The organism is Robertkochia solimangrovi (assembly GCF_007279655.1).
In the GTDB taxonomy this organism is placed as follows: Bacteria; Bacteroidota; Bacteroidia; order Flavobacteriales; family Flavobacteriaceae; genus Robertkochia; species Robertkochia solimangrovi.
Map to the genome: position 1 here is coordinate 98,616 of NZ_QKWN01000013.1, position 23,198 is coordinate 121,813.

General features: G+C 33.0%; 28 protein-coding genes and 1 pseudogene. 12 read left to right on the plus strand and 17 right to left on the minus strand.

Translation table 11 applies throughout. From position 1 onward, the window contains the following. Positions 1–28: 28 nt before the first annotated feature. Positions 29–1,297, minus strand: a complete 1,269-nt coding sequence (locus tag DMZ48_RS16545) for a MutS-related protein (RefSeq protein WP_143956286.1) — start codon at positions 1,295–1,297, stop codon at positions 29–31. A gap of 112 nt (positions 1,298–1,409) precedes the next feature. Between DMZ48_RS16545 and DMZ48_RS16550 the strand changes: the two genes are divergently transcribed. Beyond that, the gene (locus tag DMZ48_RS16550) at positions 1,410–1,946 is read left to right on the plus strand and encodes a hypothetical protein (RefSeq protein ID WP_143956287.1); all 537 of its coding nucleotides are present in this window, start codon (positions 1,410–1,412) and stop codon (positions 1,944–1,946) included. 476 nt (positions 1,947–2,422) lie between these two features. Continuing rightward, positions 2,423–3,661 (plus strand): alpha/beta hydrolase, encoded by a 1,239-nt coding sequence (locus tag DMZ48_RS16555; protein ID WP_143956288.1) that lies wholly within the window; start codon positions 2,423–2,425, stop codon positions 3,659–3,661. A gap of 117 nt (positions 3,662–3,778) precedes the next feature. On the opposite strand, the gene DMZ48_RS16560 is transcribed toward DMZ48_RS16555, so the two are convergent. The 8 genes from DMZ48_RS16560 to DMZ48_RS16595 form a co-directional block, all read right to left on the minus strand. Beyond that, positions 3,779–4,312 (minus strand): DUF4348 domain-containing protein, encoded by a 534-nt coding sequence (locus tag DMZ48_RS16560; RefSeq protein ID WP_143956289.1) that lies wholly within the window; start codon positions 4,310–4,312, stop codon positions 3,779–3,781. A 40-nt stretch (positions 4,313–4,352) separates the two neighbouring features. Beyond that, positions 4,353–4,790: a hypothetical protein gene (locus DMZ48_RS16565; RefSeq protein ID WP_143956290.1), complete on the minus strand. Its 438-nt coding sequence runs from the start codon at positions 4,788–4,790 to the stop codon at positions 4,353–4,355. Further along, positions 4,783–5,223 carry a hypothetical protein gene (locus DMZ48_RS16570; protein WP_143956291.1) on the minus strand — a complete coding sequence of 147 codons (441 nt, stop codon included), beginning with the start codon at positions 5,221–5,223 and terminating at the stop codon, positions 4,783–4,785. Before DMZ48_RS16570 ends, DMZ48_RS16565 begins: the two co-directional genes overlap by 8 nt. Positions 5,224–6,715: 1,492 nt before the next feature. Further along, positions 6,716–7,282, minus strand: a complete 567-nt coding sequence (locus tag DMZ48_RS16575) for a hypothetical protein (protein WP_143956292.1) — start codon at positions 7,280–7,282, stop codon at positions 6,716–6,718. A 69-nt stretch (positions 7,283–7,351) separates the two neighbouring features. Continuing rightward, entirely contained in the window at positions 7,352–7,936 is a 585-nt protein-coding gene (locus DMZ48_RS16580; RefSeq protein ID WP_143956293.1) for a hypothetical protein, read from the minus strand. A 255-nt stretch (positions 7,937–8,191) separates the two neighbouring features. Further along, positions 8,192–9,091, minus strand: a complete 900-nt coding sequence (locus DMZ48_RS16585; RefSeq protein WP_143956294.1) for a toxin-antitoxin system YwqK family antitoxin — start codon at positions 9,089–9,091, stop codon at positions 8,192–8,194. Next, positions 9,091–9,282 carry a hypothetical protein gene (locus tag DMZ48_RS16590; RefSeq protein WP_143956295.1) on the minus strand — a complete coding sequence of 64 codons (192 nt, stop codon included), beginning with the start codon at positions 9,280–9,282 and terminating at the stop codon, positions 9,091–9,093. The genes DMZ48_RS16585 and DMZ48_RS16590 overlap by 1 nt, the downstream gene beginning before the upstream one ends. 125 nt (positions 9,283–9,407) lie before the next feature. Continuing rightward, a complete protein-coding gene (locus DMZ48_RS16595) occupies positions 9,408–9,707 on the minus strand; it encodes a hypothetical protein (RefSeq protein ID WP_143956296.1) in 300 nt (99 codons plus the stop codon). Positions 9,708–9,895: 188 nt separating this feature from the next. Between DMZ48_RS16595 and DMZ48_RS16600 the strand changes: the two genes are divergently transcribed. Both DMZ48_RS16600 and DMZ48_RS18935 read left to right on the plus strand, forming a co-directional pair. Beyond that, on the plus strand, positions 9,896–10,498 hold the full coding sequence (locus DMZ48_RS16600) for a hypothetical protein (protein ID WP_143956297.1): 603 nt from the start codon (positions 9,896–9,898) through the stop codon (positions 10,496–10,498). 1,209 nt (positions 10,499–11,707) lie between these two features. Then, a complete protein-coding gene (locus DMZ48_RS18935; protein WP_422395443.1) occupies positions 11,708–12,130 on the plus strand; it encodes a CPBP family intramembrane glutamic endopeptidase in 423 nt (140 codons plus the stop codon). Here DMZ48_RS18935 and DMZ48_RS16610 read toward each other — a convergent pair. From DMZ48_RS16610 to DMZ48_RS16630, 5 genes and pseudogenes are all read right to left on the minus strand, one after another. Next, positions 12,123–12,905: a hypothetical protein gene (locus tag DMZ48_RS16610; RefSeq protein WP_143956299.1), complete on the minus strand. Its 783-nt coding sequence runs from the start codon at positions 12,903–12,905 to the stop codon at positions 12,123–12,125. The two genes, DMZ48_RS18935 and DMZ48_RS16610, sit on opposite strands and share 8 nt — an antisense overlap. A 369-nt stretch (positions 12,906–13,274) precedes the next feature. After that, complete coding sequence (locus tag DMZ48_RS16615; protein WP_143956300.1) at positions 13,275–13,805, minus strand: STM3941 family protein; 531 nt, start codon at positions 13,803–13,805, stop codon at positions 13,275–13,277. Positions 13,806–13,818: 13 nt separating this feature from the next. Further along, positions 13,819–14,256, minus strand: a complete 438-nt coding sequence (locus DMZ48_RS16620) for a hypothetical protein (RefSeq protein WP_143956301.1) — start codon at positions 14,254–14,256, stop codon at positions 13,819–13,821. A gap of 9 nt (positions 14,257–14,265) precedes the next feature. After that, a pseudogene (locus DMZ48_RS18940) lies at positions 14,266–14,436 on the minus strand (RHS repeat domain-containing protein); the annotation flags it as partial. A gap of 78 nt (positions 14,437–14,514) precedes the next feature. Next, positions 14,515–14,793 carry a hypothetical protein gene (locus DMZ48_RS16630; protein WP_143956303.1) on the minus strand — a complete coding sequence of 93 codons (279 nt, stop codon included), beginning with the start codon at positions 14,791–14,793 and terminating at the stop codon, positions 14,515–14,517. Between the two features lies 1 nt (position 14,794). Here DMZ48_RS16630 and DMZ48_RS18870 point away from each other — a divergent pair, with 1 nt between their 5' ends. Next, positions 14,795–14,851, plus strand: coding sequence for a hypothetical protein (locus DMZ48_RS18870; RefSeq protein WP_338420316.1), 57 nt, complete (start codon positions 14,795–14,797; stop codon positions 14,849–14,851). Between the two features lie 169 nt (positions 14,852–15,020). On the opposite strand, the gene DMZ48_RS16640 is transcribed toward DMZ48_RS18870, so the two are convergent. Then, a complete protein-coding gene (locus DMZ48_RS16640) occupies positions 15,021–15,329 on the minus strand; it encodes a hypothetical protein (protein ID WP_143956304.1) in 309 nt (102 codons plus the stop codon). Positions 15,330–15,611: 282 nt separating this feature from the next. On the opposite strand from DMZ48_RS16640, the gene DMZ48_RS16645 reads away from it, so the two are divergent. Further along, a complete protein-coding gene (locus tag DMZ48_RS16645) occupies positions 15,612–16,799 on the plus strand; it encodes a hypothetical protein (protein ID WP_242009241.1) in 1,188 nt (395 codons plus the stop codon). Between the two features lie 40 nt (positions 16,800–16,839). Here DMZ48_RS16645 and DMZ48_RS16650 read toward each other — a convergent pair whose 3' ends face one another. Both DMZ48_RS16650 and DMZ48_RS16655 read right to left on the minus strand, forming a co-directional pair. Beyond that, a complete protein-coding gene (locus tag DMZ48_RS16650; protein ID WP_143956305.1) occupies positions 16,840–17,256 on the minus strand; it encodes a PIN-like domain-containing protein in 417 nt (138 codons plus the stop codon). After that, entirely contained in the window at positions 17,253–17,924 is a 672-nt protein-coding gene (locus tag DMZ48_RS16655) for a DUF433 domain-containing protein (RefSeq protein ID WP_143956306.1), read from the minus strand. Before DMZ48_RS16655 ends, DMZ48_RS16650 begins: the two co-directional genes overlap by 4 nt. Before the next feature lie 112 nt (positions 17,925–18,036). On the opposite strand from DMZ48_RS16655, the gene DMZ48_RS16660 reads away from it, so the two are divergent. The 6 genes from DMZ48_RS16660 to DMZ48_RS16685 all read left to right on the plus strand — a co-directional run bounded on the left by DMZ48_RS16660 (position 18,037) and on the right by DMZ48_RS16685 (position 23,196). Next, a complete protein-coding gene (locus tag DMZ48_RS16660; RefSeq protein WP_143956307.1) occupies positions 18,037–18,648 on the plus strand; it encodes a GIY-YIG nuclease family protein in 612 nt (203 codons plus the stop codon). Positions 18,649–18,721: 73 nt separating this feature from the next. Beyond that, entirely contained in the window at positions 18,722–19,291 is a 570-nt protein-coding gene (locus DMZ48_RS16665) for a restriction endonuclease subunit S (RefSeq protein ID WP_143956308.1), read from the plus strand. 11 nt (positions 19,292–19,302) lie between these two features. Next, positions 19,303–19,962, plus strand: coding sequence for an HNH endonuclease signature motif containing protein (locus DMZ48_RS16670; protein WP_143956309.1), 660 nt, complete (start codon positions 19,303–19,305; stop codon positions 19,960–19,962). 4 nt (positions 19,963–19,966) lie between these two features. Then, positions 19,967–20,401: a hypothetical protein gene (locus tag DMZ48_RS16675; RefSeq protein WP_143956310.1), complete on the plus strand. Its 435-nt coding sequence runs from the start codon at positions 19,967–19,969 to the stop codon at positions 20,399–20,401. Between the two features lie 6 nt (positions 20,402–20,407). Then, positions 20,408–21,940: a type I restriction-modification system subunit M gene (locus tag DMZ48_RS16680; RefSeq protein WP_143956311.1), complete on the plus strand. Its 1,533-nt coding sequence runs from the start codon at positions 20,408–20,410 to the stop codon at positions 21,938–21,940. Further along, positions 21,937–23,196 carry a restriction endonuclease subunit S gene (locus tag DMZ48_RS16685; RefSeq protein ID WP_143956312.1) on the plus strand — a complete coding sequence of 420 codons (1,260 nt, stop codon included), beginning with the start codon at positions 21,937–21,939 and terminating at the stop codon, positions 23,194–23,196. Before DMZ48_RS16680 ends, DMZ48_RS16685 begins: the two co-directional genes overlap by 4 nt. Positions 23,197–23,198 lie beyond the last annotated feature (2 nt).

A 23,198-nucleotide genomic window follows, 5' to 3' on the forward strand; every position in this document is an offset into this window, starting at 1 on the left:
CTAGGAAATCTATAGCGGGATCTTTTCACTAAAGGTCAAGCAACTGTTCCAAACCTTCATTCTTAAAAATGTACTGTCCTAATCGCAGATCAGACCAGCCCTCTTTTAGAGAATAGGTAAACGTAGGCACCTGATTTTCAAATGTACAGTCCATATAATAGGCCGACACCTTTGGATTCATAAAATTCCGCAACTGCTGAATATGGGTCGAGATGATAAAAAAAGACGACTCAAACCGACTTAAACCTGTGATTGTTGCTTTACAAATTTCGAGAGCATCCTCAACGTTAGTTCCATTGAACATTTCATCGAATACGGCATAACCGGGTGTGGATTTATTTCTGGAATACATCACCACTTCTTTAAGATTCTGGATCTCATTTAAAAAATGACTGTAGCCTTTTTTCGGGTTATCTCGCTTGTTAATACTGATGGACAGGTTGCTGAAGACCGGAAATGCCCCGTAGGAGGCTGGTATTCCAAACCCTAAATGACCTAAATAGATACATAGGCTGACCGAACGTAATAAGGTCGATTTACCCGACATATTGGGTCCGTTGATCAGTAATACATTTGTTTGGGTCGTTAAACTGTTCTTGACCGGATTTTCAATAGAAGGATAATAAAACTCCTGCAGTTTTATTCCTTTTGCAACGATCTCAGGGAAGACCAGATTAGAAGCCTTGATTCCTAAACTTATGGAAAGATAGGTTTCGAACAAGAATAAATCATCCCAAAACCGGTCTAATGAACCATCGGCTTTTCTGGTTTGCAGTATATGAATTAACCTGGAAGCTGCTTTCGTTCTGATCTCCCCTGCTTTGGTAAACTTTCTATATTTATGAAATTCAAATTGTAATAAGAATTCATTGAGACTCGAGATAAAAGATTGATACCCGGAAGGAAAAACATCCAGCTCGATTTTACTTAAATAGTGCGTCTGGAGCTTATCAAACAATAATATAAACTGTAAAATCTTACTTGAAAAAGAAGCCTCCAATTTCCTTCTTATCTCAAAAAAAGATACCCTGGATAACAAGGAACTCTCATCCATTACCGGCTCTTTTAAGAATAAATAAACCTCATTAAGATTAATTTCAGCGTAGGTATAGTCCTTTAAAACTTCATGATTATGCAGGTAACCGGCAAAGATCTGTTGTCGATTTTCAATCGCATCCTTTGATATTAGAGGGTGCTCAAGCAGCTCCAGTATCTTCTTTCTGGTGAACGAATTCAACGCATAATCAAATAGTGGGAACACCTCCTCCTTAAGGTTAAGATCATTTATTTTATTCATCAATGCAGATTGTTTAAAATTAACCTAATATAACGTACCGTTTAAAAGTAAACATTTTTATACTTTTAAAAAGTTCATACAACCGGAAGCTTTAATTCATCAGGAATATACTATGAAATTTAACCATACTATCTTCATTACACTTTTATTGACAATCAGTTCTTTCTTAGGTAAATCCTATGGTCAGCATATCACCAGTGATCAGTGTAGGATACTGGAGTTATCCATACTTAAGCAAATAAAATTTCAGCACCAACCCATGGTGGTGAAATTCGATTTTAAATTGACGGAATCAATGATATCAATGTTAAAAAAACTGGAAATCGTTCCTTCTCAGGTTTTAACTAAGGTGAATACTTACAAATCTGAAATTTATGAACCATTTAACGCTGAATTATCATGTAGTGGAATAGGCGAATTATTTTTTACAGAGCGCATATTAAGAAAAGAAGAGGACTTTAGGGAATATGGCCTAATAAGTCTGGCACTTCCTGTTATTGTAGAGGAGTGTAAAGCCTATCTTTTTTTTGATCATCTTATCATGCAAAAAGGAAGAGGGGTTGCCGGCGGATGTGAAGGACTCCATATATTTAGCAAACAGGATGGCGAATGGATTCTTGAATCAGGCAAAATGTTAGAGATGTACTAATGGTACCTGACAATTATCAAAATCATAAACAATGCAGTCGAAATCCAGATTTGATCTAAGAAAACATGTACCTGTAAGGCAATCAATATGCTCTTCAGAAAAATCACACTTAGGATAACAACGAACTATCATCCACTATCGGCTCTTTTAAAAATAAATGAAGTCCCTTAAGATTACTTTCGGGGAAGTATCTTGTCTTGGTATTTCATGCTTATACATATTCCCGGCAAGAATCGAACTTTTTTCACGGAGTTCCTGTAAATCGTCAAATTTGGGGATTATCCAGTTTGAGAATGAATTTTTAAAATTTTTGCTAACTTGTGTAACAGGCATACAGGATATAAGTAATAGCCGTATAAGTGATAAAACAAAAGAATGAATATAAAAAAAGGTCAGTGCAAAACCGAAAGGTTTATGAATGAAAATCCGCTACTAATCACACGCGAAATCCCTCAGCATTAATTGCGGCAAACCATATGGAAAAAATCTTTTATACGATAATTATACTATTTACATTCAACCATATTGTGGGTCAGAGTTTGGATGATTCGATACTTCTAAAGTCAGATGCTCTGCAAGAACAGCGAGAAATCAAAATCTTTTTACCAAGCAGTTATGAAAATGGCTCAAAAACCTATCCAGTACTTTATGTTATAGATGCACAACGTTATTTTTTAAATGGAGTTGTGTATCAGCAAAATCTTGCTTGGCAGGAAATTACACCAGAATTTATTGTGGTTGGTATTAATACAGACCCTATCAAAAGACGCAATTTATTCTATAAAGATTCCGCCAAATTCGTTCGGTTTTTAGAAAAAGAGCTTATTCCTGCGATTGATGCCAAATACAGGACAACAAATGACAGAATTTATTTTGGATGGGAAATGGCAGGAGGGCTTGGTGTTCAGATAATCGCAAACAAATCCGACCTGTTTAAAGGCTTTCTTTTGTCAAGTCCAACACATATTTTAAAAGACCGTTTGAAATCGGTTAGTGAAATGTTAAAAAATGGTACTAAACAGCAATTAACAGTGTATTCAGTATTAGGATCTATTGAAAATTGGGCGACAGAATCAATGTTCTCGCTGGATTCTATTTTTCAAAAGTATTCAACTGAAAACATAAATTGGAAGTATAACCTTTCTGATAATGAGAATCATTATACCACTCCATTGACAACCATAAACGAAGGTTTAAAACTATTTTTTAGTGACTATGGACCTGTTCGATTTTATTCAATACAAGAGTTCAAAGATTTTGGTGGTATTGAAAAATTGAAGCAACATTACCTGAATAGAGCAAAGAGATATCAAATATCTAATGATATTCACGATGACACTAAACATTATCTCTTATTGCAAGCTCATAAAGAAGATAACTTTAAACTTTTCGATGCTCTTATAGAGGAGTTTGATGGAAAGACTTTTATTAAAAACTACTACCGACAACCGAGGTGGTTCAAGAGGTTTTCCAATTTTTATTTTGATAATAACAGATTAGAAGATGCTCTCGTTATTCTAAATTTAGGACTTGATAAGTTTCCTGATGCCTCAATGTTATATTTTGCAAAAGCAATTTATTTTAAAGCTATTGGAAATGTTCAAGATTCTGAACTGTGGTATGAAAAAACTATTCAAATTGCAAAAACCAACAATGACCCAGAATTAGAAGCGTATAAGACAGAATGGATGAAAACAACGAATGCCAATAACTAGCATAACTAGCGTTCGTGTGGTCTGTTGGCCTACTAAGGGGATTAGTCTGTTTACAAAGTGTTTGGAGTGTGGTTTTATTTGAATATTGGAAGTTGCAATTAAGCTAATGGGATTTTATTATGTTGAATAATTCTCCATAGCAACCAAATACCAACAACTGTCAATAAATTGGAATTTATAGGTCATATTAATTCCATTATCGATTCCTTTTAACCGATATAAATATATATTTTCTAAATTTTCCAATTCAATATTGAATGCATTAATTTCCTTTTTCCATCCATCCTCATGTCTTGAAAAATTAATAAACTTATATTCCTGTTGTGATATTGAATCTATAATATTATAATCTGATTCTAAATCATCTGATGGATAAATAGATTGCAAAGGAAATTTAATTTTATTGACTTGGAATAAACTGTCATTTTTAAATTTCCCAAAAAATCTAAAGAAATCTCTATCACATATAGTAAACTCTTGCGTATGATTCGTTGTCTGAATCTCATTTAACTGGGAATCAATCGAATTTGAAACTTTTTCATTATGTAATAATTCTTGTGAACTATTTTTTTGAGAATTTAAATTATTTCCGTTTTTACAATTGATAAAAATTATCAAACTTAAAAAAAGTGAAATTTTATTATTAATCATATCTTTTTATAATTTCCTATTAGCCTTTTGGGCGATCACATCACCTAATTGGACTGTAAATAATTGCTGGAAAAAATTTATTGATATTCTCTCTTTTCTCTATGTTTATTTCGTCATAAGATGTATTATAAACTTTAACAGATATTTCATTTTTATCAATATTATCTTTGTAAAAGGATAATATTATGGATTTAATTTTTTTTAAATAATGTGGGTCAATGTCTTTCTTATATTTAATAAGATATTGATGATTTAACTTTGGTTTCAGACTATAGTAAAAGTCTTTACTTTTGTTGAGTTCATTCCTTAATCTCAAAATATTAAAAGTCGAGCTATAGTTTGCTTCTTTTATCTCTATAAAGAAATTTTCTTTTTCAATTTTCAAGATTGCAAAACAATTTTCATCAATTTCTTTATTTTTTTTATTACACCCGCTTATTGAGATCAATATAAAAAATATTATCAAGTATTTATTCATATGTATTTAATTCAGTTTTTACGACTCCCCCTATACTTTTTCTATAATTTGTCTTTGATATGTTAACACCTTCCTTAGCCATTTCCTTCGCTAAAGGCATAAAGATTGAGGCAACAAATGAACCAATGCCTACAAATGTGTTTGTTAAACCAACAAATCCAAGAGTATTATTTGTGCCATCTTTTATATCTTGTGCAGCATCAAGAGCAAAAGATGTTCCTTCGCTTCTAATATAATCAGAAGCACCAGTTATTGTTCCTAATTTATCAGAGCTTAATGTTATTTTGTGACCCCCTTTAAAAATTATATCTCCGGTTTCTTGGTCTAATACTCCTCCTGAATAGTTAATATTCTTTTTTTGTTCAACATTACCCCTTTCATCTGTAGTGGTTTCTGTTTCACTATAAGATATCCCATTTAATACATTACCCATTCCATCAAGTTGAATATAAAAAGAATGATGTATTGAAGGGCCTATTTTCTCTTATTAAAAAGAATGGTTTTGGCTAATTCTTTATAATTAAATTCACCAAAAGTAACGAAGAACTATCATTACTCCGAAATACCCACCATAAATTTTGACAGCTAAACTAATGTCTTGTACCATACCGAAAAAGATGGGGTTAGCCGGACGGATACTATAATGTCATACAGAATTTTATGATCAAACAAGCTTTTTCATAAATAAACCAACTTGTTAAAGGTGGGTTCTATTTTTATATCATATACGGCATTACAAACTTTGCCTAACCGGGTTATTTGTTCTAATACTTCGCAAAAGTAAAAGCATAAGAACCAATAACCCAAAGATTAGCATCCAATATCGATAATCAAAATATTCTATTGCATAAAAAAACCACAACTTTCGCTGTGTTTTTTTCTCTTTTTATTTAGTTTTCACAATCCTAATACTACTTAATAAACCGAATGTTAATAAACTGTATGTCAACAAATAAATTTTTGCACTAGGCACTCCTGTATTCAAGATGAATAAATAGAGTAATGCCAAAATTCCCAAAATTAATTTGTCTAAATTATAAAACTCTAGTCCATAAATTTTGATGCCATTCTTTAGGCTCGCTCTTCTTAAAGCAAATAAATTTAATAGAACTAAAAAGACACCTAGAAGGATTGATATGTAAATAAATATCGAACTTGAAAATAAGTAAGATAAATAATAGCATGTTAAGATCGATAATGCTAAAACACCAAATGCTATATTATATTTTTTATTATTCATTGTATTTTTATTTTCTCCAAAATACCTTTTGGGAACTTCCTAAATTCTTACTGTACGTCTTCAAACTATTTCGGACACTTTAGTTTCAATTCTAAGCTAGTACTGAGATTATAAAATTAAAATTTTTACATGTTGATAAAACCGTCTTCTCTCTGCAAAGGTTTGTCGTTTAATAATTGCTCTTTGTTCTAAAATTTTATCAGCTCTCCCGTAATATACATCGGCTGGAGTCAGGTGTCCCAAAAACTCATGATAGCGATTGTTATTTTAGTAATCTACAAATTTTCCAACGCCTCCATTAACTCATCTGGATGGTAAAAATTATCCTGTTTCACCACATTTTTCTTTGTCCTGTGATAGCGTTCTATTTTCCCCTGGGTTTGAGGATGAATTGGGTCGCCACACATATGGGACATTCACTTAAGATCAATGAATTCGGCCAATACTCAATTGATATAACCAGAACCATTATTACTGAGCAACCATGGTGGGTGCTTACATAATATTTGAACTTTACTCAAGGTATTTTCCACAATTTAATTTACATCTTCTGTGAACGCTTACAGGATTCCCAACTGCTTATTGAAAAAAATAAACCCCACTTTTTTCTGACGATTTACAAACGCTGATTATTAAGTTGATCAGGACTTAACTCTAATGCCCAATTCCAACTCTCCGCATATACTTATTTTTCCTTTTCCATTAAAATTTTTAAGATCACCAATTGTATAATTAGACTTCTATATTCAATTCGTTTGAAGGATTTATCTTCAATACAATTTGCAAATTCCTTTAAATTCCTAATTTCTATATCACCTTTACTTAATGCCTTATCAATCAATTTATTATAAAATAACAATATTTCATCATCTTTAAATTTAATATTAACTAATTGAGGACAATTATTACACGCATATAAAAAAGAAGGAGAATCAAAATAAAATGAGAATTCTGAACTTACATTTATCAAGTCATTTTTCAATTTACTTTCAAAATCTTTATTTTCAAGTTTAGAAATTAAATCTAAATATTTCAATTTTATGTTCGATATTGCCCCAGATTCGAAAATTTTGTTTTCAATGTTAATTAACAATTCATAATAATCAATTGAATCATATTTATTTTCAGTTATTTCTTTATAATCTACTTCATCTATAATACATTTCCTCAAATTGTCTGCAACAGATCCCTTAAATATTTTACAAGATGTTAATAAACAAATTATTAAAATTCCACTTATCTTCAATTTCATAATATAGCTTAATTTTTAATTAGAGGTCTCCACTTTTTGCTGACGATATACACTCATCTAACCTGAAATTTATTTCTCTCTAATTAATTCATTATCTATTATTCTATATCTAAAATAAGGAGAATCGTAACTATCTGAACTCACTTCTTCATTTATCCTTATAAACTTTCTATAATTCTCAAAATATTTCGGTAAATTGGAATTATTTAAAACTAAATTTAGTTTTTCCTCATCCAAATTCCCTTCCTCAAATCCAACTAAAATAGGTGAATTTTCATAATAAAACATTCCTTGAATTTCTTCGCTTTTATATGCCTGAGTTGTTGTAATTGCAAAATAGTTAACATCATTGTACTCATAGAATGTTAAAAGCAATGTCGATTCTTTATATAATTTATTATTCCCAAATTTGCTTATATATTCATTTAAATCTCTTTCAATAATTGGCTTTAAACTTTCATTGGGATTAGTACATCCAATTAAAATACTTAAGCATAAAAAGCGAATCAAAAATCCATTGAATAATTTCATAACATTACATTTTAATACAAAAACTTTCCTGAAATTTAATGACTTTAGAGAACCTTTTTTCTTGATATAGTCATTTCTTTCTTTTCCGTATTCTGCAACAGATTTCTTTTTTAGTGTTCCCATTTATGAATTTAAATTATTAATAAAAACACTAGCTTATTTTATAATAAAAAAATTCATTCTATATCCCTGTATCGTCTATCCTTAAAATAGGATTTGGCATAAAAAAAAGATTATAAATAGTATTCAAGAAAGCTATTAATGTAACTGTCATTCCAAATAGAGAAAAGAGAAGTATAGAATTCTTTGTTGAAAATAAGAAAAAAGTATGTTCAGATGGATTTTTAAAAAAAATCACTAAAAAATAAAGGAACCATATTATAAACTGTAATAATATCGTTCAAAGAACATGATTTTAGAGTATACCGAACTACTATCATTATTTTTATTGTTACCATCGGGGTATATTCCTTGTTCTAAAATAAATCCTTTTAAATACATATTTCCCTTAATTTGTTTATCCAATTTCAAAACTGCAGGTTTATTTAATTTTTGAATAGTTGAATCGATATGAGCAACCTTACCCTTTGTGTCCTCTTGCCAATAAAAAACTTCATAATAATCTGTAGTTTTAGCCACCTGTGGGGTTAATTCAATAAAAGCCCAGGCTTTAGAGTCATCGGTTAATGTATCCTCCATGTAGAGATTAAAAAAATTACTTTTTTCATTTATAATTGTTCCATCTTGCCTATAAAATATAGACTCATTTATATGAGGAAATTTCGCGATATATTTCTCGATATCCCAGTTAATCTCATCTTTTATCTCTAAATAACCTTTAGGGTCTACATAATTAATTTTAGAATCTAAATACCCACTTTCTGAATAAAAGTTCCACCAACCAATTAAGGTGGTATCATTCATTATATATCCTTCTTGACCAATTTGACCATTTGGATAATATTTTTTAAAGAATGGCAACTTATTTGGAGAATAAATGAATTCTGAATTTTTAATTCCATTTTCATTATAATATGCTGATGTATCTATTAAAGATCCATTTTCATAATTTTCAACGACCTTAATTGATCCGGTTTTATAGTACTCTTTATAAATCCCATTTTTTAAGCCATTCTGGTCATATATACTTATAGATTTTAATTCACCTGTTTCATAGAAGGTTTTTCTTTGCTTAACATCAACACAACCATAAAAAAATGAGGAGATTACTACAACTAACACAATCTTTTTAAAAATATAAATAAGTGTATTTTTCATTATTCCTTTGTCAATTTCAATTTTTCCAATTCTTTGTTCATAGCATGGTTCATTTCTAAACTGTCTTGCTTTTTTATGCTTAATCCTTTTTGTTTAATTTCGTCTTCTTGGCTCCGTCTGCCAATCACAGTTGTATCTTTAACTGTCCCTATAGCCCAAACTTTGCCATCTTCATTGATCCCTGAGGTCACTTCACCAGATTTAGTGTAAGTTTGAATCTAAATCAAATTATCAGACTTTTCATTTACTACCTCTAGTACAGCCTGACCAGCATCAATAAATTTCAATCCACCATCCATTTCATTAGCACCGGCCTCTATTGCTCTGATAATTTATTAAAAGCAGCTTTTTTAGAAGAAATTTTCCCTGGAACACTAGGTATATCCTTAGTATCTATTGATCCTTTACTTTTATCGTCATCACGAGTTGAGTCACCACCTGAACCATTTCCATATATACTGAAACCTTCCGTATTATTCTTTAAATCACTTATAGTGGATTTTATTTTTTCCTTAATACTCGCTTTAATTTCAGCAGTTTTTTTAGTGATATATTCTCTTAATGATCTTATCAGGTTAGGGAAAGGAAACATCCCATCAGGATTGTACGTCTTCAAACTAATTCAGACACTTTAGTTTCAAATATAAGCTAGTACTGAGATTATAAAAATAACATTTTTTCTTGTTGATACAACTGTCTTCTTTTTGCTGACGATTTACACTTACCGAAATAAAAATGAATATCGGATAGAACCCTAAACAACTGTAATTTAATTTATTAACTTTAATAACTAAATAAATTGATATGGCAACAGAAGGAACAGGTACCACAGCTCCTTTAGGGGAGTCTTTTGGATCCATAGAAGATATCGAACAAGCTATCGCGTTCGGATATGAAATCGAATCTTTTTTATCTTCATTATTTGATATAAATAAAGAATACATCTATAATATCGAAACCCATTTATTTAACAATAACAGTGATTTTTTTGAATTGTATGAGGAATCTAAAAATATATATCTCGAATCTTTAGATTACTACCGAATGTTATTGGAAAAGCCGAATAATTCAATACATGCGAAACAATTAATTGACTTTTTATACCGCCTGTATCAATCGGGTCTCTCCGGAAATTCTGGTACAATTAAAAGAAATCGTATCAAAGATTGGTGGAACTATATTCGGAATTTGGGTAATATACCTTTAAAAACACTATTATTATTACTACAAATGATCAATGATTATCTCGCGAGTTTTGCCAAGGCTTTACAATGTGCCGATGCATTAGATGAAGTGAAAAAATTTGCTGAGCATTTACTAACAGCAAATGAAATTGATAAGGAACTAAATAAAAGAGAGGATGAACAAAGGCCCAGAGGTCCCGGAAATGGCTATTTTGAACTTTAATTAACATCATAAATTCTATAGAACATCATTTACATTTATAGAATTATTAATTCCGTTTGTTTTCGTGATTTTATAGGTCGTCAGCAAAATGATTGACAGAAAGACTTCAATATAAGTTTAAGATTTGTAATAGCAAAAATAATCATCAAGCTCCATTGGCCGGTTTACTCCCGTGATCCTGATAAGCTCACTGCTGCAAATAGAAAACCTGGCCTTTGTCCCAAAGCCCGTAGGTTTTTTTGCACCAGGTTTTCTGCTTGATGTGACCTCGCCAGGATTCAAACTTGTATAACTTATTATACTGATTATTAGTTAATTAAAAAATAAATATTAAGTAACGTTGACGATCTGCAAAAATTATTTATTAAAAATAACTATAAATGTTAAATTTAATAAAAAGATATGTCAAAAGACATAAAAGTATTTTAAAAATCAATTTAACTTGCTTCCAAACGAAACCCTTGATCAACCTTCTCCTTTTCCACTTTAAAACAACTGGATCCTCTGATTTAGTTATAAGTCCTAAATGTTCTTTTTGAAAAACAATAATATTTCTTGTCATAAATATAGAATAAACAACAAAGAGTATTATTGCAAAAATTGAATCAATCATTTTGTTTTGTATTATTTACAGCTTCTCTATCATAATCCTCTATACTATCAATTAAATTGGAGATAGAGCTCACTGAATTATTAGACTGACTATTTTATACATCACAAATAAATCATCTTTCTAAACATGTGAAATCTCTATGGAGTTCAAAATCCCTTAATGCGAAATTTCATTCAAACTATAAAAACAGACCAGTTTTAAAATAGCTTTAGTTTATATTAAAACTTAAGGAGCGTTATCTAAAATTTTTACAGGGCACACCTATCAAAAAAGATATATTCCAGTACCTTTTTATAATTACTATATTCAATTTCTATATTTAAAAAATAATACAATTTACAAATCCCTAAATGAGACACTTAAAAATTAATTCAAGTTTTTTAGCCTTTATTTTCACAGTATCTTATATACTATTTGATAAAATATTTCTATTTGTTTTTAAACAACTTTATTTTGATTTAGTTTCTCCATATTCTTCCGATTATTTTAACTATACAATTTTGGCAGAAAACTTTTTATTTTCATTTCTAATAATTGTCTTTATTCTAAATCAAAAATTGGTATATCTTCAAAAAGTTGATTTCACTTTATCATTAATGGAAGTTTGTAAAACTTTGTTGTACTTGCTTATATTTATATTAGTACAGTTTACGATTCATTTTCTTATATCTAAATTATTTTTTGGGCAATTTAAAATACAACTTGTTCACTTATATTTTGATTTCAAAATTTACCCTTATTTAATTTCATCGATACTTATCGCTCCAGTAATCGAGGAACTTTTTTTTAGAAAATTTATAATTAATCTCTTGCAATTAAAAAATAGTGATAGATTTTCAATTCTTTTTTCTGCACTCCTTTTTAGTCTAATTCATTTTCCAATTCTTCAGTCGATAATTTCATCCCTTTTAGCTGGGTTATTCCTAGGATTTATTTATATCAGGTTTAAAAAAATTATTTACTGTATATTTTTTCATTTTATTTGGAATGCTGTATTAATTTCGTTTCAATTCACCTAATTATTGGATTGTAAACTTTAAATGAGTTTTCAATTGCATCTACAATTAAGAAATTGTCTTTCTTAAATTCTTCATCACAAAAAAATGAAAAAACGTAAATCTCCTTTTTATCTTTCAAATCATAAAACGCATTAATATTATAAAGCCTTCTTCCGTTATTATTGACCCATGCATAAACTAATTTTATATTTATCACATTAGGAATGGCCTCAATAAATTTGATTTTAAGATCACTATATCCTTTTCCCAAATATTCTTCAGGATCTCCATTTATAATATCCTCAACCGATAAACCGTCGTAATTCAATTTACTTATCTTAAATCCTGCTTTATGATAATCAGATGAATCTTTAGCAGCAAACAACAAATAATCTGGATGTTCTGTAGCATAGCCCCAGGTTCTTGGATAGGAAATTATAAATTCATTAATACTGTCATTATAATTTATAAATTCAATAGTATCCTTTGAAATAAAATCATAAATTTCCAAGGGATCACCATCATTAAAATAACCAACACTTTGCAATTTTTTTTCTCTATAATATTCCCATTTACCCTTTTTCCATGATCGTTCACCTTTTCCCTTAAATATTAATTCCCCCTTCTTGTTGAAATATTCCTTTACAATTTCATCTTGATCATTTTTACAAGAATCATATTTCACTAAATACTCCTCAATGGTATAATCATCCACAATTGATCTGAGACATTTTTTTTGTTTGTTACATGAAATAATAAATAATCCCACCATTAATACTAAAATAAGTTTATTCATATTAATAATTATAATTAAATAATGCGCTCATTGATGCTTTTATTTGCGTACCTCCATCCGGCATTTTTACTGCTTTTTGGACTTCATAACCCAAACTTGCTTTATCTGACGTTCCAGAGCGAGTTGTGGTTCTGGTATTTTTTATAGTTATCCCTTTATAATCAGCTGAGCCTGTTACGTCCTGAGAAATGGTATTACCCTCTTTATCATAAGTATCAACTATTTCTCCACTTCCTTACAGATTACTCCCGTGACCCTGATAAGCTCACTGCTGCAAATAGAAAACCTGGCCTTTGTTCCAAAGCCCGTAGGTTTTTTTGCACTATAAAATGAGCCAAAACAGATAAGGATTATAATGTAGTTTTTAAATCATCTATTCTGCTTATAAGCATCAAAAATTTCCTTTTTCAACTGATTAAATGAACAATCTAAACTTCTATAATTAATTAAATAGGGTGTCCCAATTAATTTATGGTTTAAAGAAAATATTATTCTTCTAATCCCCCTTTCGTTATTAACTAATTCTTTTAAAAATATTGCTATGTAATGCTCATGCTGATTATATTTAATAGCTTGAATTGTTTTTATTTCGCTCCATATAATATGTTTTTTATTGTAATAAAAAAATTCATTATAAATCCCTGTGTCGTCTATCCTTAAAATAGGATTTGGCATAAAAAAAATATTATAAATAAAATTCAAGAAAGCTATTAATGTAACTGTCATTCCAAATAAAGAAAAGAGTAGTATAGAGTTCTTTGTTGGAAATAAGAAAAAAGTATGTTCAGATGGATTTTTAAAAAAAATCACTAAAAAATAAAATAAAACAATTAATAGAACTATTAATATTATTGACAAAATAAGACGATTTTTGTTCTTTTTATGTATTATAACCTCCATTTCTATATTAATTTTAATAAATTTTCTCTACTAACTCGCCTGCATAATAACCTGCAACTGCTCCACCGACAAAACCTAAAACTGTACCAACAACAGGCACAACACTTCCCCTAGCAGCACCTACGAGTGCTCCTGTTAACCAACCAGCTCCAGTTACAAAACCAAAATTACTTGTAAGATTACTCTCTTTACTCTCTGCGGTAATTTCTACCGCGTCTAAATCAATAGCAAATCCTGCATCCTGCAATGCAATCTCTATGTTGCCTCCATCATTCGTCTCCATATGGTCCAAGATAAATGCTATTTCTGTCGGGTCTGTTGAAGTTAATGATGTAATGGTGTTTTGACTACCATTTTCATTCTCTACTACTCTACTATTTATCTCATATAAACCTAGTGGGTCGCGCCAGTAACCGGGATTATTAAATCCAAAACGATAAGGTGTATGCATAGGTGCTGACTAAGCAAATCTATCTATCAAATGAAACCTTCCAATCGCCGGGTCATATTTCCTAAAGTCCATTTCGGTAATATTCAATCCCAAACTTTCGTCATTCTCCTTTCCATTGTACATAAACTTCCCTCCTACCGTGCTAGATTGTATATCATTATACCCGCTATGACGCAATCCAAAAGGATAATAATTGTTTTCTTAAACAATTTCAGAGTTTAGACTTGGGACTAATCGCACGATGCGCATATCATCGAATCATGCCGCAGCAGCGCCTCCTCCCCCATGTAGAGTCACTCTTAAATTGATCTTATCGATATTAGGTGGTACTGTTGCCTTACCTTCTAAATACACCCATTTATCCTTGGAATAGGTGATGTTTGAATAGGCTATTTCCGTATAATAATCCGTCTCGGTATCCTCATTCATAAAAAAGTGAAGCCTACAACCCGGTACTTCACCCGAAGCATCTTCTACATATACCCAGCCGGAAGCCACATGAACTAGATCACGTAAATCAGCTTTAAAAATAAGCAAAATGATGAAAGAGTTCAGAAAAGTTTCGGTGGAGGAATCGAAGAAAAATAAAAAATAGCCAGCTTAAAAAAGTAATTATTAAACGGGTCTTTTTTAGATAACTTCTTACTTTTCAAATTTTATTTTACATCAAATACCTTATATTATAAGTAAGACCTCGGAAGTTGCTTCGACTTGAATACATTTTGCTAATGGTTGACACCTAATATAAAAATAATGTATACTCTTTAAACTTTATCTTTAACGCTATTTCTTTTAAACAAAATAACATTCTTTGATATCCATAAACCAATAGATAGCATTAATGCATGGGCTAAGAATATTAACAACCAATATAATGGTAATGAAATTATTAAGAATAGAAAACCTTTATATCCAAAAACCTTATTACCGTCAACCGTCAAGGGCGACATTCCAATAAAAAGCCCAAAAGTACCTGAAACTGCAAAAAAAATAGTCAAACCTAATGCACTATATATTGAAATTAAAATAATCTTCTTAAACGAAATCGATTTAATAAATTCTCCGTTATTCATATTAACTAAATTTTAAAATAATAATCTAAAGCCCGTAGGTTTATTTGCACTATAAAATGAGCTCAAGCGCGCTTGCCAGGATTACTCCCGTGATCCTGATAAACTCACTGCTGCAAATAGAAAACCTGGAACCTTCTGAGCCGTAATTAAATTAACTTCTAAGTAATAATAAGGGCTACAAACCCTACTACAATTTCATCGTAAATATTTCGTAAAACATACGTTTAATTTTGTGATAAATACATATACATCTGCAAGAAAATTACACTAAAAATAGTTTAATTGCAGGCCAAGCTCATTTTAACACTAACTCATCCAATGCAGAACAATTTTTTTAGCAAATTATTAAACCATACCGCTTCAAAAACAGTATTTACAATATTAGGTCTTATCGCAACAGTGATAACTATCTACGCATTCATTAATGATAAATCTGTTGACCTTCGCTATGAAATAATTGCAAATACAAATGTATTAGATTTCAATGCAGACCTTGGAAAATTACGGGTCGCCTATGATAGTACAAATCTTAAAGAGACTAAGGAAAATTTAAGAATTTACACAATAAAGGTAACCAATAATGGGGAAAAAAACATTCTCAAAGAGCACTATGATATGAATGACCCCCTAGGACTATCAATAAATTCAGGAAGAATCATAGAGAAACCGGAAGTTATTCAAACTAGTAGTGAATACCTTACTCGCAACGCGCAAATTGACAACTACCAACCTAACAAAATATCATTTTCACAAGTAATTTTGGAACCAGGTGAATATTACATTATTAAGCTACTAGTCATCCATAAAACAAATAAGACACCTGTTATATTCGGGTTTGGCAAGATTGCAGGCCAAAAAGGCATCAAAGTAGTAAACTCAATTGATGTTAAAGAGGAAACATCATTTTGGGAAAAGACATTTTATGGCAGTATCTGGTCTCAGTTATTAAGACTTTTTACCTATTCTACTGCCATGACATTAGTCCTTGTTTTGATTGTTAATATAGCAGGCAAAATAGATGAGATAGGAGAAAGAAAAAGAAGAATTAAGATGATAGCAGAATTCAAGAAACAAACATCCTATGAATACACTAGAATGGACGATGCTATATTTGAGAGATATCAAAAAGATGGAGCAGAATCTTTCAAACCCATGCTAAGGTTAATCTCGAATGAAGAAGAGCTGAATCACATATACATGAAATTGGTAAATAAATTAAAAAGCAATGAGTACAGCAATTACAAAAGACTTAATCGAGATACTAGAATTCTTATAGATAAGGACGACTGGACATTGATTAATGAAATGACAAATGACGGAGTCCTTTTCAAGGAAAACTCCAAACTAACAATAAACCAAGCTATGTCTGAAACTTTGAAGAAATTTGTAGAGTTTTTAGAAGAAAAAAAAGAATTTCAGCTTCATAAAAGCATCCACTTTCACCATACCATAAATAGAACTGAATTTTAAAACTAACACATCTTCATACCCTAACCAAAAAGGTATTATATCACATTATCCTCTTCATCTTCCCATTCAATCCAAAGGTATACCCAAATGGACCCTTTTCCGTTTTAGCAATACGGCAAATTTCTTCCCAATTTTGGGATAAGGCCTGGTTCATTTCCCAAATACTTAGCCCTCTTTTTTTTGAAGGCCCTCGAAGAAAAAAGATCCCCACCTTATGTTTTTGATACAAAGCTAATTCATCCTTTCGCCTGGAAATCTTTAAATCTTGGGTAATAACGCAATTACCCTCATCCCCAATACGAGGTATCCAAACAATATCCTGTACACCATGTTCAAAACAATCTGGCAAGAATTTAACCTTAACTTCTCGGTTATACCTCAAATTCTCGGGTTCCTGAATAATCCCGAATCCTTCGGCCAAGTGAGGGGGCATATTTTCGTCAAAATAGATGATCATGCAGCATTACAATATTCAACAGCATGATTCACTTCCTCCTCAGTTAATTGATAGACATGTGCAATATAAGGAACGGGATCCCCGGCTTTGAAATGATTAAAAATTATATCAGGAGTGATATTTTTCCCATCAATTACCGGATGACCGAATTTGCGACTAGGATCTATTAAAATGGATTTGTCTTTTCCCAAGGGCCAAAAACGTGAAGCCAGTTCATTTTGATCAAATTCCAATTTCACGAAAAAAAGATCGATGATCTTTAAGTTAAACTGCCTGGTGCCATCCAAAGAAATAATTCCCTCTATTGTATTCAAATAAATATGATTACCATCGCTACGGATCCCCTCCAGGACACTTTTAATTGCAAACGGAAAAGGAGTATCGTATAAATCGGAAAGAGCTTTGTGAGCCTGTAGAACCTTTTTTGGTTTAACTCCCGCTTCAGAAAATTGCATCATCACATAAAACTCTACAAAAGTGTGAAAGCTAACCGCCTTAGACCCCTCTGACTTCCAGGAATACCTTGCACCATATTCATCTCCTAACTTTCCATCCCAATACTTGTTCATCCAGGTATAAATCCTGCTATACGGCAACCTCAGAATTTGAGAAATCTCGCTCGCCGTATAAATCCCTTGACCTAATGTGGGTTGATTTTCGAAGTCCATTTTATTTAATAGGTTCCCTCAAATGTAAAATATCTAACCCAATTTCCATATATTCTTGACAAGAATTCGCAAAACACACAACTCAAATAAATAAGAAAATCAATTCAACCCGATGAATAAGGAAACAGAACAATTCATTACAGAACACAATATTCCGAAAGAACTATTATTTAATGCTGAAGGAAAACCGGTATCCCATGTAAAAGATAAGATGAAGCAGGAGAACCAATATTTCGCATACAACACCACAGAATGCTACCAAGGGCACAATTTTCGCAGCCGAAGCGGACATTGTGTTATATGCGATCCGGCAAAGATCACCTTTACCCTCAGGAATGTGGGGATAGGAAGAATCTACATAGCCTGTAGCTTTAGGACTCAGCAGACCAAGGTTGGTTTTACGAAGGAAGAAATCCCAACCAGGATGGCGAAGCTAAACTCAAGAAAAGTTGGACAAACAGATGACTGGGAAGTTGTAAAGTATTATGAACTATTGAACGGAAACAAGGCCGAGCTAAAAATTCACAAAGAACTAGAGCCCTACCGAGTCACTGGGTCTACCTATGGTGATACAGAAAGCCGGGAACTTTTTCAATGCAGCTACCAAAAGGCCCTCGAAGCAACAGAGAAAATAATGAAAGGCATGGGTATCGAACCCATAAAAACGAAACTACTATCACACAGTTTGGATAAATACAATTTTCGAAATCTTCGAAAGAAATAATTCAGTAAAATCATACTGACTATTTTTTAATTCAGGAAATTTTCATAGCTTAGCATTCAGTAAAACAAAACTGATGCTTAAAACTGTAAAAGAAATAGCCAAAGTTCGTTCCGGACAAACCTTCCGGAAACGGGTCAGCAACTCGCCTGACGGGGAGGTGTACGCAATACAGATAAAAGACCTGAATGAGCAGTTTACGGATTTCTGCACAACACCCCATAAAGTATCCAAGGACGAAATCACTTCTTCACAACTACTCAATACAGGAGACATCCTATTTCTCGGAAAGGGCAACACCAACAAAGCATTTGTCTATAAAAAACCGGAAGCTGCTGTCGCTGTTTCCCTGTTCTTTATAATCCAGGTAAAAGGCAATTCTGTCTTACCCGGTTACCTGGCATGGTATTTAAATAGCTATCAAGGGCAGGCTGCACTGGAGCGAATTAAATCAGGTGGACTCGTGGGGAATATTAGAAAATCAGACTTGGAAGATCTAGTTATCCCAGTGCCTGGCATTGAAATACAGAATCAGATCATCAACATCAATAACCTATTCCTTAAAGAAAAGGAACTCTTAGCAAAATTGGAGCTAAAAAAGACTCAATATATAGAGAGTGTATTAAATCGACTTATTAATCCGTAATACCAATAATTATGAAGACCAAAACCATCATCACCGCCTTCAGCCTCATCTTTGCCTTCAATTTTATAATTGCTCAGGACACCTATAAGGTAGGAAACACGGAATACTACAAGAACAAGTATTACAGCACTACCGGAAAGCCAATGGTTAAAAGAAGTGAAGCAAATAAGCAACAATTCTTAAGGTCGCGAGGTCTTTCCGAAACTCCTGAAGGTCATGAAATTGACCACATCATTCCTTTATCAGAAGGCGGCACCGATGACCCAAGAAATATGCAATTATTGACTGTTGAACAACACAACAGAAAAACGGCCAGAGAAAGGGCTAAAAGAAGTAGTTATACCTACCCTACCAAAACAAGGACATATACCTCTAATTCCTCTTACTACAATTCTAATTACAATTCAAATTCAACGTATTCCGGAACCGACAATAATGGTCGTAAAATTTATACCGGAAGCCGCGGCGGAAAATATTACATAAATTCCAACGGCAATAAAACTTACATAAAATCGACACAAACTTCGAGCAGGAACAACTCTTACTACCGTTCGTCAAAAAGTTACACTCCCTCCCGGACATCCAGCTCAAGAACAATTCATACCGGGCCGCGCGGAGGGAAATACTATATTAACTCTAACGGTAATAAAACCTACGTTAAAAAGAATTAAGCCAATGAAAACCAAAATCTGCGTCCGACACATCGACCAGGACTATATCGGTAGTTCATATACGAAAAAGGAAATAGGTAATATTGGATACGATCCCAGATATCGCTTGTCTCGCTCCTTTGAAATTTTGAATCCCATTTCAGTTGAAGAACTTAAAATTTCAGAGCTTCCATTGGATTGCACTTTCAACGACGAAAAGGAAATTACCGTAGTTTTTAAAGATATGCACGTTCTTAAATGCTGCTTCGATGATGGCGATATCGTGTATTACGGGGCACCTAAACATAGTGTGCAGAAGATTTATAAAAACGTTAGTCACATCCGTAATACAACCCGATATTACATCACACTAAAGGATGGTGCCGATCTACACAATATGGCAACCGGACTTTATGTAAGCGGACCTGAACTTGATGAACAATTAAAATCTATTATATAAAGAAATATGAAAAAACAAAGACCAACACAGGATCAAATCAACCAGACCCTCTGGGAAGCCTGCGATACCTTTAGAGGTGCTCTGGACTCTTCCGAATACAAAAATTACATCCTGGTATTCATGTTTGTGAAATACCTTAGCGATGTCTGGAAAGATCATTACGAAGAATACAAGAAACAATACGGTGATGACGAAGCCCTGATACAGCGAAAGCTCAAAAGGGAACGTTTCTACCTGCCTGAAAAATCGACCTTCGATTACCTCTATAGCAAACGAAACGACGACAAGATCGGAGAGATCATTGACAAGGCTCTTGGTGCCATCGAAGATCAAAACATGGAAAAACTCTCTGGTGTGTTCCGTAATATCAGCTATAATTCTGACAAGCTGGGAGAAACCAAAGACCGTAACCGAAGACTAAAGTCCTTGCTTAACGACTTCAACAAACCGGAAATGGACTTTCGACCTTCTGTTCTGGGAAGTACGGAGGACATTCTTGGAAACAGCTATATGTTCCTCTTGGAGCGCTTTGCGTCAGGAGCAGGAAAGAAAGGGGGAGAATTTTATACGCCACATGAAGTATCTGTACTATTGGCAAAATTGGTGAACCCTCAACCTGGAAACCGGATATGCGACCTTGCTTGCGGATCAGGATCATTATTAACCACTGTGGCGGAAGAAGTAACCAATCAAGATGGCAGTCCTTCAAAAGACTTTTCGCTCTTCGGCCAGGAAAGTAATGGCGACACCTGGGCATTGGGAAAACTCAATATGTTCCTGCATGGGATGGATTCTGCACAATTGGAATGGGGAGACACCATCAATAACCCTAAACTAAAGGATGGAGAAAGCCTGATGAAGTTTGACATTGTAGTTGCCAATCCGCCCTTCAGCCTTGACAAATGGGGAGCGGAAAAAGCGGAAGCCGACCGATACAAACGCTTCCTTCGCGGGGTACCTCCAAAAACAAAAGGTGATTATGCTTTCATACTGCACATGATCGAAACCTTACTCCCAACGGGTCGCGCCGGGGTTATCGTACCTCATGGAGTTCTATTTCGAGGGAGTTCTGAAGGAAAGATCAGAGAGCAGCTCATTGAAGAGAACCTTCTTGAAGCAGTGATCGGACTACCCTCAAACCTATTCTTTGGGACCAGTATTCCAGCTGCCATTTTAATCTTCAATAAAGCTAAATCCACAGAAGACACCCTCTTTATTGATGCCAGTGGTGATTATGAGGAAGGCAAGAAACAAAACAAACTACGCGAGCAGGATATTGAGAAGGTCATACACCACTATATGCTGTGGAAAACCGATAAGGAATATAAAGGTCTGGAAAAATACAGCTATGTAGCTAAGAAGAAGGAGATTTCTGAAGACAACGATTACAACCTAAATATCCCCAGGTATGTAGACACCTTTGAAGAGGAAGAATTGGTAGACATTCATGCTACTAAAAAGGAAATAAAGACTTTAGAAAATGAAATAGCGATCATACGATCTAAAATGAATGATTACCTAAATGAACTTGACCTATGAATCAGCAAAATGCTAATAAATCCTTTTCAAATACTGATCATTCTGAATCTACGTGGTCAAGACCCAGGTTAAACGACATTACCTTAAAGATTACTGATGGAGCACATAGCTCTCCTCCATCCGTGGTTGTTAGTGAAGGTTATCCCATGTATTCTGTAAAAAATATGACAGAAACTGGATTCGAAAGAGAACAACCTCGATATATTGGCAAGGATGATTATAACCAATTGATCCAACAAGGATGTAAGCCAAAAATAAATGATGTGCTCATTGCTAAGGATGGATCGGTTCTCAAATATTCCTTCGTAATTAAAAATGAATTTAATGGAGTTTTATTATCCTCAATAGCTATAATTCGTCCTGATATTAACACTCTGCATCCTGAGTATTTAGCGCAATATTTCAAAAAAGAAAGGGTTCGAAAGTACATTGCCCGCGCTTTAACTACGGGTTCTGGCGTACCGAGAATAGTTTTAAAGGACTTTAGGTCACTCCGAATACCACTCCCTCCCCTCCCCGAACAAAAAAAGATCGCGGAGATCTTAAGCACCTGGGATGAAGCCATACAGAAGCAGGAGCAAATCATTGCCGCCAAGGAAAAGCTAAAAAAAGGACTGATGCAGCAACTGCTCACCGGTAAAAAACGCTTTCCGGGCTTTGAAGGGGACTGGAAGGAAGTTAAATTAAAAGAGATATTCCATATAGCAAGAGGTGGATCTCCTAGACCAATAAAAAGTTACATAACTGAAGACGCCAACGGTGTTAACTGGATCAAGATTGGTGACACAAAATCTACTAGCAAATACATATATAGCACTCAAGAAAAAATCAAACCATCGGGAGTAAAAAAGTCTCTTCTAGTAAAACCAGGAGATTTTATCTTATCTAACTCAATGAGCTTCGGAAGACCTTACATTATGAAAACAGAAGGATGCATACATGATGGATGGTTATTGTTAAGGTTGAAAGGCGAATTATCAACGGACTTCATGTATTACCTCTTGGGCTCGGATAACATGGCAAATAAATTCAAAAGTAAAGCGGCCGGTTCTACGGTTAAAAATTTAAATATAAAGCTCGTAGAGACAGTAAAGGTAAAAGTTCCTTCTTTTGAAGAACAAAATAGGATCTCCAACATATTATCGAACCTCGATCAAGAGTTGGAATACATGATTAAATCTCGGGACAAGCTAATAGATCAGAAAAAAGGCCTAATGCAACAACTCCTAACCGGGAAGATCCGGGTAAACACCTAATA